We start from the raw sequence: 17,473 nt of genomic DNA, 5'->3' as shown, positions 1-17,473 counted from the left end.
CCGGCGTCAAGCAGGTGGGCTGAACAGAACGGGGCGAACGAACATTTGCTCGTCGCTGTAAAACGGCTCGCTAGAAGAGCGACCTCCGGCAAACGCCCGCTAGTAGCGTCCCTTGGAAACATCGGCCGCAGACTGCTGGGCCAAACGGGTTCCGCTGGCGGTCACCCCGCCGACACCGCTAACGATCTGACGGTTCATCGCGGCGATCCTCTCGGCAACTTGAGGCTGCATGCTGTTCAGGTCGTAGCTGCGTTGATAATCCTGCAACGCTTGCTGGTAATCGCCAGCCGATTCGCGGATCTGCCCAAGTGCCAACCAAGCCCGGGCATTGTTGCCGTCTTGGTGAATCGCGTCCTCAAGAAATTTCTGAGCGGTCTCTCCCTCGCCAAACTCCTGGTACATTCGCGCCAGTTCGATACGAGCATCGGCCAACTGAGGCTGGCTGGTAGCCCAGTTCCTCAACAGCGCAAACGCCCTGTCGGGACGATCGGTTTCGACCAACAAAACGGCTAACCCCCGATGGCAATCGACATGGGCCGGCTGCAGGTCGAGACATTGGTTGTACAGCGATTCGGCTTGGTCCATCAGAGCGCGATCATTCCGCTCTTTCCCCAACCGGTGCGTGGTCGCCGCCAGGTTGTAGTAGCTGTCGGGATTTTTAGGATCCGACGCAATCGCCTGCTGAAATTGCTGCAGCGCGGCGGAGTATTGCCCCTGGTCGTACAACCGCACGCCCTGGGCATTTTGGCCGCTGGCGGCGAATTGACAGCCCGACAGCGACAAAACGAGCAATGCCGCCGCCAAAACTGGCGATTTCGGTTGTTTTTTCCGGAGGGAGTGCATGCTGTGCACCTTTGTCTACTTCGGTTTTAAAGGAAGAATGTCGCTATTTAAGGGGGACGTTACCAGCCTCTGTCGTTCGGCGGCAAGGTCGTTTTGGTCCCTTTGCGTCCGCCATACCATCTTTTCCAAGGTGTCCCTCAGAGAACGATCTTCAAAGCAACGGAACTTTCCCAGAGTCACAAGTATCAAAACCGAATCGTTCCGCGACGCCAGCACATTTGGCATAAGCGTTTTTTAGCTAGCGTGGAACGGGGTATCACATTGATTTTCGTTGCACTGTCGGTGCTCCCAACTACAATCCAGCCAATGCGGCACTTTGCTTACGCACATTGCCCAGCTTGTCTATTTTGGCATTCGGGACCACCTTCATTCGCTTTGCGAAACGCTCCGAAAGCTTTGTCAACATAGGCGTTGCGCCTACATTTGAGGGCCGAATCGTTCGGCCCATAAGTTGTTCGCCCGAAAGGGTTTACGAAGAGGTCGGTGAATGGCTATCCGGAAAACTGGATCGTCGGTGAAGAACAATTCCAACAACTCCCGCAGAAGCGATCGCGCTGCGAAACGCCAGCGGCTCAACAGCCGTCGGTCGCTGCTGGAGACTCTGGAAGGTCGCCAAATGCTGGATGCCGGTCCGATGCTGGCGGGGATCCAGCCGGACACCGAGCCATTGCTGCAGGACATGGCGGTGCTGAATACGTCGCCGCGCGAACTAACGCTGCGGTTCGACGAATTGGCCTCACTCGACCCTGCTTCGCTCGATGGGATTAAGATCATCCGCGCGGGCGACGATGGGGAATTTGCCTCGGCATCGGGTGTCACCGATCTCGGATCGGGCGGCGCAGTCACGATCACCTTTGAAGCGGTTCAGAGCGGTTCGAGCGGCGACAACCTGGAGATCGTCTTCACCAAGGTCAACCGGACCGACAAGACGCTGCCGATCGTCAGTGTGGTGGGAGGGCAAGTTCAGATCGAATTGAACTCGAATTCCACGCTGGTCACGCGTGCCGCAGATATTCAATACGGCATCGCACAAAATCCAGAGGCTGCTGCGCTGCTGCGCGTCGCTTCGGTAACCGGACAGACCTACTATGACGTCGGCCGCACCGCCACCCAAGGCCAAGTGCTGACTCTGAAGGGTTCGGATCGTGCGCAAGCGACGTCGCAATTGGGCATTGCTAACACACAAGTACGATTCACCGCGGTCAGCAGCGGTGTCGCCGGGCAAGATTTGGCAATCGATGTGCGGCAGTCGTTCCGCGTCGCGGGCGCGCCGCCGATTGTTTCGGTTTTGGGCAATCGTATCGAAGTTCTGATCAACAGCAATCCCGCCTCGCGATCGACCGTTGGCGAATTGATCACCGCGATCAACAACCATCCCGCTGCCAAGCTGTTGATGACTGCGGAACTGGAATCGGGGAACGCGTCGGCAACAATCGGACAGGATCTCAGCCTGTTTTCGCCGATCGAATTTTCGCTACAGAACGGCGACTTGGATATCGAAGTCGTGCCGGGTTACGTCGGCTTTGTCGATGCCAACCAACGCGAGGTTGTCTTCCGATTTGCCGAAGATTTGCCACAGGACCGGTACCGCATCCAAATCGACGGCAGCAGCGAAAACGCGTTGCAGAACACCCAGGGTGACAACTTCAACAACGGCGTCGACCAAACGATCGAATTCTCGATCAACCTGGCGCCGACGATTCAAGCCGTTGTGCCGCAGCCGATCGTCAATGGTCAGCAACTGCGCGACCAGATTTGGGTTTACTTCGACCGCAACGATCCCTTGGACGTCAACAGCGTCCGGACCGCTGCGTTGTATCAATTGATCTCGACAGCCGGCACGGAAACGGGTGCCGATGATTTCGCGCTAACGCCAGTTTCGGTCAGCTACAATCCCGGAACGGGTGTTGCGGTTTTGCAGTTCTCCGGCGACCTTTATTCGCTGTTCCCCGGAGCAGAGGTCAAACAGTTCCGTTTGCGTATCGGTGAAACCGACGTGCGCGGCACCACGCCGACGGTATTGCCCGCCGTCGTCGAACCGGGAGACAGTTTTGCGTTGGCACGCGACATTCGCACCGATTGGACGGTGTCGTCGACCAACATCTCGTCGGTGGTACTCGAAGGAGCAATCGCCAAGACGGAGTTCATCAATGGCGTGCCTGTTTCAAACAACGAGTACTTGATCGATTACCCAGGTGGCGCGGGAGCCCCCGGGGTGCAAGAATTCCGCCCCGAAGATCCTTCCAGCTATGGAGCGCCGCAAGCTGACCCGCTGGATGGAATTTCGACGTACTACTACAACTTCTTCGGCCAGTTCCGTGGCGACGATCCAACGTCGTTGCCAGTTGATAACGACCGCGTGCTGTTCAATAACATCACCGAACAGCAGAAGCAACGTGTCCGCGAAGTGTTGGATCTGTACAGCCAATACTTGGGCGTGCAGTTTGTCGAAAGCGCCGATATGGGGCTGCAGATCGCCGTCGGCGAAACCTCCAGCACAGTAATCGGCTGGGAGGTCTCGGATGATCTCGGCGTCATCAATTCGCGACTTGTCGACGAATCGGACGACGACCTGTTCGGGCAAGAGTTCTTCCAATTGGCCAGCGGCATGGTCAAAGATCTGATCGGCGTTTCCGACTTCCTGTCGGCGATCGATGTCGGTGCCGACCCCTTGTATCCGTCGCCTCGCGACATCATCGAAGGTCAGTATTCGTATCGCCCCGATAGCACCGATATCGACCTTTACAAGTTCGCCCTGCCAACGTCGGGCGAGGTCACGATTGAAACGTTCGCCGAACGACTTGCCGGCACGTCCAGCCTGCTCGATACAACCCTGCGACTGTACCGTGAAGGTCCCGGCGGCACGATCGAGGAACTGGCCGCCAACGACGATTACTGGAGCGAAGACTCCGAGATCACCGTCGCTTTGACCGCCGGCACGTATTACATCGGTGTCAGCGCCAGCGGCAACGACAGCTACGATCCGATGATCGAAGATTCCGGCATGGGTGGGCTCAGCGAAGGGGCTTACGAACTGCGGATGTCCTTCAAGCCCGAGAGCGCAACGACGATCACCGACACCACAGGCATTGCCCTCGATGGCGACAATGATGGCGAACAAGGGGGTGCATTCGACTTCTGGTTCGAATCAGCGGCTTTCACCGACACCGTCTTCGTCAAAAAGGATGGCGGCACGATCACACCGATGGTGAACAATGCGATCAGTGGCGTGGCCAAGGGAGCGGTCACCTCGATCTCCACCGCGCTGGGAAGCGTCTCGTCACTGGGAACGGATATCGTTCGCATCTTGCCAAGCGGCGATGGCAATGTGGAAACGACCGCTGACAACCTGCCGTATCTGATTGGGTTCGATGACTTTGGCCGCACGCTGGCCGATGGTTCCAGCTTTGAAGTCCCCAAAGACGTCACCGTAATGATCGACGCCGGAGCGATCATTAAGCTCCGTCGCGCCCGAATCGGCGTCGGCAGCAGCAGCCCCGTGGTCGATGCCAGCGGCGGGTCGTTGCAGGTTCTGGGAACACCGTTGGTGGTTGGAGCCAATGGCAGCCAAATCACATCGACGCCCGTGAGTGGCGAGGTCGTGTTCACGTCGCTTGCCGACGCCACGATCGGTGGTACTCAAAGCGGCAATGTGGCCCGTCAAGGCGACTGGGGGGGCATCGATTTCCGTTCGGATATCGATAAAGTCGATGAGAGCCGGATCAATTACGAAGCCGAAGGAATCTTCTTGAATGTCGTCCAATACGGCGACTTCCGTTACGGCGGCGGTACGATCATTGTCGGCACGCGATCCGAAGTGATCAGCCCGATCGAATTGTCGGGCACGCGTGCCACGATCGCCAACAGCACCTTCACCAACAATGCAGACGCCGCGATCGAGGCCTCTGCAAACACGTTCGAAGACGACAAGTTCACGCTCTTCGAAGGGCAAGCAACTCCCGACTATACACGCGTTGGACCATCGATCTACAACGTCACGTTCGCGGACAATTCGATCAATGGAATGTTCATTCGATCGGAAACTCGCGACGGCAGCGGCGTGGAAAAACTGACTGTCCAAGCCCGATTCGACGACTTGGATGTCGTGCATGTGATCGCCGAAAACCTGGAGATCCAAGGGACGCCTGGAGGCGGAATTGTCGATTCCTCGGCACCGCCAACGCGGATTGTTCGCTTGACGACGCAGGCCGGCGGCACGCTGGCCGTTGGTGAATACAGCTATCGACTGTCGTACGTAACACAAAACGGAAACGAGAGTCCCGTTTCCGACGCGACCGGCACGGTCGTCACCACCAGCAGCAACGCCTCGATTCTGCTGGACCAACTACCGGCCGTCCCCGCCGGAAGCGATTACGTTGCGCGGCGGCTGTACCGATCGGTCGATGGTGGCAATTACCAATTGGTGGCCACGCTCAACGGCAGCAGCACCGCGTTCACCGACGCCGGTCTGGCCGGCGGAGTCGCGATCGACACCAACCGTCCAAACGTCGACGACGTGGTGCTGACCGCCACCGCCGACGGCACGTTGCCAGCCGGCCAATACGAATACAAGATCAGCTACCTGGACGCCAGCGGCAACGAAGTTTCGGTTTCGTTCGCCACCGAAGCGATCAGCGTTCCGGGTGTCGACATCGACGACAACACGATTGTGCTGGACAATTTACCCACCTCGAATTCGGCCAGCGTGGTCGCGCGACGCGTGTATCGATCGTTCAACGGCGACGCGTTCCGCATGATCGCATTGATCCCCAACAATACCGATACCCAATTTACCGACGCCGGCTTGGTCAGCGGGATGACGCTGATCGAAAACCTGCGTCCGCGAATGGACGCGCGTTTGGCAATCGATCCAGGCGTGGTCATCAAGTTGTCCGGAGCCGTCATCGAAGTCGAACAAGGGGCTCAACTGCTTGCCGAAGGAACCGACCGGCAACAGATCATCTTCACGAGCCTGGACGATCAACGCTACGGTCGCGGCGGAACGTTCTCCACCAATCAATCCAACGCCAACACGGTCTTCCAAGCAGGCGACTGGGGTGGCATCTACGTGGGCCCTGGAGCGCAAGCCAGCTTGGACCATGTCCGCGTCACCGGAGCCGGTGGCGGGGCGCGCATCGACGGCAAGCTGTCGTTCTTCAATCCGATCGAAGTCCACCAAGGCGACCTGCGTTTAACCAACAGCCAGCTGGATGAAAGCGGCACCGGTTTTGCTGCGGGCGACAGCGATCGCGCCGGCCTGCAAACGCACAATGCTGCGGTAGTCTTTGTACGCGGTGCACAACCGACGATCGCATCCAACACGTTCCTGAACAATGACGCCGTTGCGCTCAATTTTGACCTGAATTCGCTGAACAATTCGTACGTTACCGACCGCGGGCGAAGCACCGGATTTCTGGAAATGGTGCCAGGCGTCAGCCTTGGCAACCAAGGCCCGTTGGTCTTCGATAATGTCTTGGACAACAACGCGATTAACGGTATGGAGATTCGCGGCGGCGAATTGGCCACCGCGGGTGTCTGGGACGATACCGACATCGTGCACGTCGTCCGTGGCACCGTTTCGATCCCCAACCACGAAGTCTACGGCGGCTTGCGTTTGGAAAGCGACCCCGACCGCAGCTTGGTTGTGAAGTTTGATTCCAGCACCGCGCCAGCGACGATTATCGCCGGTGGCAATTCAAATGGATCGGCGGACCAATTCAACGGCTTGGCCGACCGGGTCGGCGGGGCGTTGCAGATCATCGGCCAGCCTGGCAAATCGGTCGTCCTAACCGCATTGGAAGACGACACGATCGGCGCGGGATTTGATACGGAAGGAAGGCCCCAAACCAACACCGACAATGGCGATCCCGATGAGGGTGGCCCCACCTTGTTGCCAACCGGCCCCGAGGTGAACAATGGTTTGCTGATCGACAACGACGTTGCCACTGCAACTCCAGGTTTCATGTCCGTACGGCCCGCCGCAGGCGGATCGATCACCGCTAGTGGCGTGACGGTTCAAGGCAACACGATGTTGTTAGCCAATCAAGACTTCCTCTTCTCGTTTGAGAACTTCATCGACATCGGCTCCGATGGCGGTGCGTTCGCGTTGGGCACCACCACGATCACGCAAACACCTACATTGGTTGCCGACGACTTGGTGGTCAGCAGTGGTACGTTCACAGGAGCCAATGGCTTGGTCACCTGGACGGTCCAAACGAGCCTCAACGATGGTGAAACCAAAGTCAACAACGTGCTGTCGTTCACCAGCGACCAGCCGCTGGGCAACATCCGCTTCATCAATTATCTGGATGAAGACGTTCAGGGCATCTCCGACGATATCCTCTACCCCGTAGGGACGCCCGGAGAAGCCGACTTCCGCGTCTTCACGCTCGACGGAATCCAACGGATCGGATTCGCTCAAGGGGGTATTTACGAACTAGGCGACGGCCTTCAAGGGGCTGCGTACGTTGGCTGGGCAGCGGATCAATACAACGAGCTCGAAACCGCGATCCTCGGAAATGGATCCGCCTACTCGATCGCCGGCAACATCGACCTGGGCGACCTACCTGCCTTCAACGATCCCGCGTTGGGGACGGCCTATGGCTTTAACGACGTGACGACGGCTTTTGCCTGGGACGTCTTCCCTGCCGCCAATTCGGCGGTGATCACCACGTTCTTGGAATTGATCGTTTCGGATCCCTCGGATGAACTGAATCTCGCGGGTGCGTGGGACGGTATTGTCATTCGCGAAGCGGCCCTAGATCGCAACGTCGAAGCGGCCGTTGAACAGGAAGGCAACCTGTCGCTGAATCGCAACGACCAGACCGCCCTTGGCCAATACTTGGGCGAACTGGCACCATCGGTTACCGCGGGCAGTGAAAACCGTCGGATCGGATACCAGGTCTACGGTAACATCGACCAACCTTCGGACGTTGACGTCTATTCGTTTGACGCCGAAGCAGGAACCGAAGTCTGGCTGGAAATCGATCGCACCAACAGCGCGCTCGATTCGGTGATCGAACTGGTTCGCCTCCTGCCCAATGCCGCCGATACCGACGGCGATGGAATTTCCGATAGCGTCGTGGCCATCTCCAACGGATCGATCTCCGAAGCGATCGATTCTGGCTTGATCATTCTGGATGAGAGTGCCGGGACGTTAGAACGGACGGTCAGCAGCGGACAAGCGAATTCGCTGACCAATTCGATGTTCTCCAATTCGGCAACCTCCGCGTTCAACACGCCACAAGATCTGTTCTCCACGAACCCCAACGACCCCGGCTTGCGTGTGGTGCTGCCTGGCGAAACCGGTGAGGTCTTCACCTACCAGGTGCGTGTCCGAAGCAGCAACTTGAAGCTCAACGATCCGTTGTCGAAGCTCTACTCACCAGCCACGGGTGCCAAGATCGACGCCGGCAATTATGACGGCCTGACGTCGGGTCCTTATGAGTTGAGCATCCGTTTGGCCGAAAGCGATGAAGTTGCCGGTTCCTACCTGAACCTTGCCGACATTCGCTATGCCACGACGGGTGTGACCGTGATCGGTCAACCGTTCAATTCACCGTTGTTGGGCGACGCGATCGAATTCATCGACCAAAACGGCAGCGATAACAACGACACGCTTGCCACCGCCCAACCGTTGGGACCGTTTGGCACGCAGAGCGATCCAAACTCCAACGATACGTTGTCGATTGCCGGAGCAATCAGCTCAGCCACCGACGTCGATTGGTTCGAGTTTTCGATTTCCGGATCGACAACTCAGAGCGGCCTGCAGAACTACGTTTCGACAGTCTTCGATCTGGATTACGCAGACGGCTTGGGACGTGGCGACTTCTCGATCTGGGTCTTCGACCAAAACGGACAACTGATCCTAACTGGACTCGACAGCAATGTCGCCGACGACCAACCGGGCAATCCCAACTCGCCCGACTTCACCTCCTTATCGAGAGGCTCCACCGGCACCGCCGATCCGTACATCGGTGCTGTTGAACTGAGTGCCCAAGGAAACGGGACCGTCGATTCGCAGACCTATTACGTGGCGATCAGCGGATTGAACAACATGCCCTCGGTGTTGGATCAATTCACAACCGCGGCGGCAACCAACCCGTTGGTACGTCTGGAACCCATCGAATCGTTGGTTCGTATCGCCGAGGATCACGTCAGCACCATCGGCGGCAGCACCTACGCCCCCACGGCGTTGCAAAGCCTGCTGTTCGATCCCGTCAATGCAGCGACTCCGCTGACACTGAACGATTTGAAACTGTACGTCAGCACTGGCGGTGCCGTCGACAACATCCGTCTGGTCAACGCCTACACCGGTTTGCAGTATGGATCGATTGGTTCCACAGGGGGCCAAAGCTTCAACGATATTGCGATCCGTCCCAACGGAGACATGTTTGGGTACAACGTCAACGGCGTCAACAACGACGCGGCTTGGCATTACTACAACATTGATACAGGCTACGCCAACATCACCGACTTGACCCCTACGGGGACGAACATGGTGACTTTAGATACAACCTTCACGGTCGACGCTCAAGGCAACACGACGGCCAACTTGGTTCAATCGAATGTTGGGGTGACGGTCAGTGCGATCACCTTTGACCCCGTCAACGGTGTCGAGCGTGGATTCATCGTGGGTAACCGTGGCCAAAACCCCGGCCTCACTCAAGTCACCTACACCGACAATTTATTGTGGGAAATCAATCCTGCTACCGGCAACATTGAAGGACTCGCCGCACCTGGCACCCCTCAACTGTTTGGCGCCTCGGGAGGTTACACCAGCCCACGCGAACGTGGATATATCGAAACGGGAAATCCTAACAATCTGCCGAGCACGCGATTGGGTGTGACTGCGGCATCGGTCGTCAACGCGGGGGGCTTTGTTGTCCCGAGTTTGACCGATGGTTTGACCTTCACCATTCGCGACTTTGTTAATGCCGGTTCGGTTCCGTTCCAGTTCGATCTGGGATCGGCGATCCAACTGAACAGCAATATCGCGGCGGGAAGCTTCGTTCGCGACGGCGACACGATCAGTGTCGGCGGCCAATTGTTTGAGTTTGACACCGGAGTCCGATTGGATGTCACCGGAGTCGAAGATCCGTTGGGAGCCGGAGTCGTCGAAGGTTCGCGCGTCACGTTGACCAGCAAATCGACGGGACTTGCTTACACGTTTGAATTCGACAGCGACGGCCGTGATTTCACAGGCCGCAACTTCTCGCGTCCGGATCTGTTTGCCGTCGATCTCGAAGCCGCGACGACCGATGCCGCCGCAGCAAGTGTGTTGGCCGCAGCGATCAACGCGGCCGATATCGGGATCCGCGCCACCGCGGCAAACACAGGCGAAATTGTCTTGACCGGTGCCACCGGCACAGCACCGTCGGTTGGACTGGGAATCGCATCACTGGGAGCCGATGGAATCACCACCGTCAACGCGACGGCGATTGTCGTCGATGACGATCTTTCGGCCACCGATCTGACCCGCGTGGTCTCCGACACGTTCCGCGACAGCCAGATTGCAATCGCGACGGCTGGAACACGCATCGACTTTACCAACAACCCAACGATCGACCTCGATCTGGAAACCGCCTTTGGAACGAATCCGGCGATCGCGATTGTCGGAACCGCCAATGCCGCGGGCGGCCCAACGATCATTCCATTCGACGTCGACGATACCGCGGCCGAAATCGGTGCACGCGTTGTTGCAGCCGTTCAAGCGGCCGTCGATTCGGGCTTGTTGACCAGCGTCACTGCGACGGTCGATGGCAACACGGTCGACTTCAATGGAGCCAATGTGCTGTCTGCATCGGGACCGCTCGATGTTGCCGGCATCGCGCCGGGTGGAACCGTAACGGGCATCGCGGTTCCGGCCAGCGGAGACATGTATGCGGTCAGCAATGCGGGCGGCCTTTACCAAATCTCTTCGAATGTCATCGAACCGGTTCGCGTTACCTTCCTGAATAACATCGGCACCTACGTTGAGACCGCGACCGACCTGTTGGGGCTTAACTTCACCGGACTCTCTGCCGGGCCAGAGAACCTTGCTGGAGGTGCCTACTCCGATCTATTGTTTGGCATCACAGGCAACGGCGACGTCTACGCGTTCAACACCCGTGGTGAACTGCAGCCGATCTTCGCCAATGGTGCTTCACGGATCTCCACCGGAATCTCGGGTGCGACGGGATTCGATTTCGGCAACCTCGACTACAACTTGTGGCATGTCACTAGCGATACCTTCGCAGGAAGCGTCACGCCGATCACGTTGCCTGGGCACGGAATCAACGGAACCTTTAACGACACTCGCGATGCGTCGGCAGGTGGTGCCAGTTGGTACTTTGGTTTGGACGATGCAATCTCCACCGGCACACTCAACGCGCGGACGACACGTGTTGATGGCACCACCGTCAACGGAACCTACGATTTCGCCGGCGGTGCGCATGGCGAGATCGTCAGCAATCCGTTCAGCCTGGAAGGCTACAGCTCGGACGATTTGCCGACCTTCTATTTCAATTACTTCTTAGAAACCGGACGAATCGGCGACAGCCAACTGGAAGATTCGCTGCGAGTCTACTTGGTTGACGAAAACGGCACCGAGTACCTGTTGTCAACCAACAGCGACTCCGCAACAGCACTCGCTGACAACCCGAACCTATCCTTGGTCGACGTGTCGGCTTTGGACGCAGCGCAAGAGACCTTCGACAACACCGGAACATGGCGTCAAGCCCGCGTCCCCTTGGATGAATTCGCGGGTCTGAAAGATCTCAAGCTGCGATTTGAATTCAGCACCTCGGGAAGCCTCGAATTTGGCCAAGTGGAACTGCAAGCCGTTGCTGGCGAAGAGATCAGCGATGGCGACCGCTTCCGAATCAGCGGCCGCGATTACGAATTTGTACTTTCGCCGCTGCTGGTCATGCCCGATGGAAATCAAATCGTCAACGGTGAAACCATCGCGATCGATGGTGCGGTTTATCAATTCACCACCGATCCATTGACCGTGGCCAGCCCGAACGTACCCGTTGTCTACAGTCTCACCGATAGCGGCGAACAAATTGCCCAATCGCTCCGCGATGCAATCGCAAACTTTGCATTCACTGAAGACAACGACTATGACACCGACCAAGGCGACGCATCGCAGGTCAACGACACGTTTGCCACCGCAGACCAGGTCGACCTACCAGGGGCTCAGACAACGATCACCTCCGCGGGATCGATTGGAACTCCCAACGGGGCAGTCAACAGCCTGGACGTCGACATGTTGCAAATGGATTTGGCAGCCGGCCAAACGATTTTGCTAACAATCAATGAAGTAGCTGGCGCGCCGGCACTGAACCCGGTCGCTCGCCTGTTCAACGGCCAAGGTGTGGAACTGGCACGCGAGGTTTCGGTTGACGGACAGACCGTGATCTCCTTCGAAGCTCCCGCTGATGGAACGTATTACATCGGCATCAGTGGCGAAGGGAACGGAAACTACGATCCCACCGACAATCTCGGCGGCCGCGCGTTTGGCAAAAGCGGCGGTTATACGCTGGAACTGGTCAGCACCCGCCCCTACGACATTCGCAATGCGGGCAACCAAGTTATCCTCAATGGCACCGGGGACGCAACGTTTTCGGCGAACAGTTCGATCCAAGTCGTTGGAAACGATGGATCCAGCGGCATCCCCGTGTTGGTCAACCGCGATATGACTCCCGCCGAGGTGGCGACGGCGATTGCCGACGCGATCCGCGACACCGTTGGCCCAACGCAGATCATTACCCAACAAGGCGGCGTCTTGTCGCTGCCTGGGTTAACGATCAACAGCGTCGGCCCGCTGACGATCCCGGTCCGAACCGGCGACGCCTTTGCTTCGCCATCGGTCCAGATGGCCCGCGACAACGATAGCCGAGGCGTCTACTTGGACGACTTCATCATCGGCTTCCGCGAGCGAGGTGAATTTGTCACCTCCGCGGGTATCAGCAACGACTTTGTCACGAACAACGGCTTCGATCTGGGTGGCGACGACTTCGCTCTAACCCAGACCGGTGAGTACCAGCTGGAAATCCGCGGGGCCAGCGAATACGTGCTTTCGCGAGGGTTGACCAGTCCGATTCCAATGTTCCGTTCGTTCGATACCAATGACCGCTTGGTCCAAGGTGCGATGCTCGAAGCATTGAGCGCTACCGATCTCGACGCCGCGGCAACCGCCCTGGCGGATTTGATCGAACTTCGCAACACCGACCCGACGTTGCAAGACATCGATCCCGATACGCGTTTGAGCTTCACGCTCAACGATGGTCAAACCAACATCACGTTTGAATTCGTCAACGCGGCATCGGACATCGCGCCTTTGGAAGGGAACGTTCCGATCTACTACAACACGGGCGTGGTCAACGCGATCAGTGGCGAATCGGTTCCGGAAACGGCAGCGGAGATCGCGGCCAAGATCAGCAATGCAATCAACCTGCCCGATGTACAAGCATTGCTGAACATCAGTGCGTTGAGCTCCAGCGGTGCCGCGTCGACCGATGCCGCTGCCAGTGGCGACTACCGGATCAATCTGTCCGGAAACGTCAACATCATCGAAAACCTGACGCAACTGTCGTCGCAAATCGTGGGCGACTCGCGGAAACCAGGTACCGATGAACTGCCAATCGTGGCCTTGTTTGCGCAAGCAACGCAAGCGTTGGCTTTGAACCGCCGCGGCGATTCGAACACCGGCAGCGAAGAACAGGGCGTAATTAAAATCGAAGGTGTGGCGGTTTCCTATTCGTCGGGTTACGGAATCAACTTGGACCATGGTGCCGACGTCGGTACGTTCAAGTATCCGAAAAACCTTGTCGAACTGAACTCCTACGTCGACGCTGCCGGCGTCGTCCACGCGGGCTTGGCTCCGGGCGTAGTGGTCCAAAGCAACGTGCTCGCTTACAACGGACTCGGCGGCATCAATGTTGAGGGAATGGATACCACCAACGGCCCTCAACTGTCGACCGTGGCGTTCGACCGGATCGTTAACAACACGATCATCGGTGGCACGATCAACGCGACCGACTCTCCTGGCGAGGCCACCTACCAGGGCACCTTGTATACCAACGGCAGCATCTCGTTTGCCGACACCGTCGTCTCATTCAATCCCAGCACGACAGCGCCCCCCGCGATTGGACTGCAGATTTCATCGGAGGCGTTGGGAATTCCAAACTACTCCGGCGGCGTCGCCGAACCAACGCCCAACGCGGGGCAAGGTTCCGTGTCACTCGGTGGCGGTGGTTCGATTACGGTTCAATTTGTCGACAATCGTCTGGTCGGCAGCGGCGATGCCTCGCCCGATCTGGAGATCTTCGAAGTCGGCAACGCCGAACCGGTCCGTGTCGAAGTCAGCGTCGACGGAGTTAACTTTGTCGACGTTGGCACCTCGGTGGGCGGAGCCAATCAGATCGACATCGATCGCTACGGCTTTGGCCCCAACGATCGAATCGCGTTTGTGCGGATTACCGACCAGAACTTCGGCAGCGCCTTGGACCTAGCGGTGGGAGCGGACATCGACGCCGTAGGGGCGATCTCCTCGGTCCCCGCCGACCTGTTCTCGCCTGCAGGAACCGGCATCGCATTGTCCAATGGTGTCAGCCCTACGCTGATGAACAATGTCTTCGTCAACAACGCCAACGCGATCGATGCGACGGGCAACTTTGTACCTAACAATCCGGTAGTGTTGGGAGCGAACACTTTCCAGGCCAATACGTTCAATCTCACCGACCCCAACGGATCGTTGCTGGACAATGTCTTGGCACGGTTTGTCGATGACAATTCCAATCTCTTTGTGTCGGCGACCGATGGGATCTTCATCCCTGCACAAGGTTCGGATCTGATCGACAGTTCGATCAATTCGTTGGATGATCGTCCACAATTGCAAATCGTTCGCGAAACGGTGGGGCTGCTCGCATCGCCCGTTATCGCCCCCGACTTTGACGCCAACGGCGCGTTGCGGATCGACGACCCCACTCACAATGTGCCCGGCGGGCAAGGGAACTTGATCTATAAGGATCGTGGTGCGTTCGATCGTGGCGACCTCGCGGCCCCGCGTGGCATCGTGATCACGCCACTGGATAACTCGCGTGACGGATCCGACGCCGATCCGGTCACCGATTCGGTCCAAATTCGCCAAGTCAATAAAAACTACTTCGAAATCTTGCTGGTCGATGGGGGTGAACCCGCCAATCCACGCGGTGGCGTTGGTATCCGCGATGCTTCGGTGACCTCCGACGCGCTGCTGTTGTTCGAAGACAACGTACCGCTGATCGAAGGCGAGGACTATATCTTTGCCTACGACACCTCGGGCGACATCATCCGCCTGACTCCGCTGGCGGGTCGCTGGAAAGAGGATTCGGTCTACCGGATCGAACTGCTCAACGATGCTCAGGCGGTGCTAAAGTCGCAGGATTCGTCCAGCTACACCGATGGCCAGCAAATCCGCGTCATCGACAGCAGCAACGCCGAAACAGCGTTTGAAATCGAACGTGGCATCATCCTGACCGTTCCCGTCCTGCCCGGCGATTTTGCCGATGTCAACGACGGCGAAACGTTCACGATCTTCGATGGCGTCAGCGAACGAACCTTCGAATTTGACACCAACAACGCGGCCTTTGCCGGCAATATCGCAGTTTCGATTCCGCCAAGCACCAACACCGGCGAACCGCAATCGGTCAACCAAGTCTCGGCGGCGATCGCTCAAGCGATTCAGATCTCCGGTCTGAACCTGCAGGTGGTCGATCTCAACGGCGAAGTGCAACTGTTCGCAAGCGATCGCTTGACCTCAGTGAACCCCGACGGTTCGACGCTTACGGTTGCTGGCAGCATTGGTGTCTCGACGGGATTTGGCATCCAAGTTCCCAACCTTTTGGGCGTTGCCGATGGCATCACCGATGGACAGCAATTCAGTGTCCGTCGTGGCGATGGTCGAATTCGATTCTTCGAGATCGACCTGAACAACAGTGTCACCAACACGTCGGCGACACCAATCCAACTCACGTCGACCACCAACCTGACGGTCATCGCCAATGCGATCCGCGATGCGATCGCGGTATCCGACCTGGGCTTGAATCCAGAAGTCGTGGCCGGTGGGCAGATCTTGATGTCCAATGCTGCGGATGTCACGATCGACCTAAGCAACAGTGTGCTGACTCAGATTGGACAACCGGGCGACGAAGCGGCAGTGCCGATCGTGTTGGCCGGCAATTTGACCAGCTCGGAAGTCGGCCAATTGATCCAGCAAGCGATCGAATCAGCCAACCCGACGGGAGTGACACTCCGCGTCATCGGCGATCAGATCATCCTCAAGGGGGCTCAAGCCGTTACCGGCGCGGGCGCCATACGCGTTCAAGCGATCAGCGACAACGCGGGCAACACCCTGTCGTCCAACGATCCGTTGACCGGCACCACCCAGTTCACAATTTTCGTCTCCGATGAAGCCGGACTGGATTACGGCGACGCCCCAGCAGGCTACGGCACGCTGGAAGCGTCCAACGGCGCCCGCCATACCGTCACCTCCGGTTTCTCGCTGGGCGTGTCCGCGACGCCGGAAAGCGACGCCCGCTTGGGCGACGACGCGTCCAATGCCGATGGCGACATCGACGATGGCGTCGCGTTCGCTTCAGGCACGACGTTGACCCCCTCGGGATCGGCGACGCTTGAGATCGAACTTACCAACACCATTGGAAGCGATGCGATCCTGGACGCCTGGATCGACTGGAACCAAGATGGCCAGTTCTCCGATAGCGAACGATTGGTCTGGAATGCCGGACCGATCCTGGCAAGCACTGGCGGGATTGAATTGGCAAGTGGCACCAACACCTATTCGATTCGCGTTCCCGAAACGGCGCTCCCTGGCACCACTTACGGTCGCTTCCGCCTCAGCTCGACCGGCGTCACTTCGCCGGTGGGCAAAGCAAACGACGGAGAAGTCGAAGATCTCGTTGTCAACGTGCAAGCCAGCTCGCACCAAAACCCAACCAACGCGTTGGACGTCAACGGCAGTGGCGATGTCTCGCCAATCGATGCATTGCAAGTGATCAACGCCATCTCCCGATATGGCACCGGGCAGATCACCAGCAACATTCCTAACTTCCCGTATATCGACGTCAACGGGAACGGGCTTCTGGAACCCATCGACGTCTTACGAGTATTGAACCACCTGAACTCGGCGGTCGCTAATAGCGAAGCGGAAGGGGAAGGCTTCGGTTGGGTCCCCGCCGCCAATGGCGTGCTGACTCCTGAGTTCATGGACATCGAAAGCGAACCGGAGGCGACCGTCACCGGAACGCAACTCCCCGCCGCAACCGCGTCGTCGACCACCAGTGTGTTTGATTCCACGGTCAGCAACACTCTGGAGGAAGTTATCGGCGAACTGGCATCGGAGCAGTCCCAGGACGAGATTTCGGAAATCGATGATTTCTTCGCAAATCTCAGTTTTGAATAGAGAATCGGAAGCCGCGTCGCGCAATCGGGAAATTCCTCAGATGAGCTAAGACCCGATCGCGACGCAAAGTTTCCCCAGCCGGAGAACTTTATTTAGAAGACGGAATCTTTTTGGCGAACGAGAATCTAATAAGCGGATTTCCGTCCTTTATTGGTTCGATCGATTATTCGTTGCTCCTCCCCCTCT

2 protein-coding genes are annotated in these 17,473 nt (G+C 57.8%); one reads left to right on the top strand and one right to left on the bottom strand.

Annotated features, from left to right (window positions below):
* Positions 1-99: 99 nt before the first annotated feature.
* On the bottom strand, positions 100-843 hold the full coding sequence (locus tag Poly24_RS02415; protein ID WP_197452263.1) for a tetratricopeptide repeat protein: 744 nt from the start codon (positions 841-843) through the stop codon (positions 100-102).
* Positions 844-1,330: 487 nt separating this feature from the next.
* Between Poly24_RS02415 and Poly24_RS02410 the strand changes: the two genes are divergently transcribed.
* Positions 1,331-17,287 carry a GEVED domain-containing protein gene (locus Poly24_RS02410; RefSeq protein WP_145089943.1) on the top strand — a complete coding sequence of 5,319 codons (15,957 nt, stop codon included), beginning with the start codon at positions 1,331-1,333 and terminating at the stop codon, positions 17,285-17,287.
* Positions 17,288-17,473 lie beyond the last annotated feature (186 nt).

Source organism: Rosistilla carotiformis, assembly GCF_007753095.1.
Classification (GTDB): domain Bacteria; phylum Planctomycetota; class Planctomycetia; order Pirellulales; family Pirellulaceae; genus Rosistilla; species Rosistilla carotiformis.
The sequence above is the reverse complement of the archived record's forward strand: the minus strand, read 5'-3'. Positions and strand labels throughout refer to the sequence as shown.

Coding starts and splice junctions, on each gene's coding strand:
- Poly24_RS02410 (WP_145089943.1), top strand. CDS start 1,331: ATGGCTATCCGGAAAACTGGATCGTCGGTGAAGAACAATTCCAACAAC.
- Poly24_RS02415 (WP_197452263.1), bottom strand. CDS start 843: ATGCACTCCCTCCGGAAAAAACAACCGAAATCGCCAGTTTTGGCGGCG.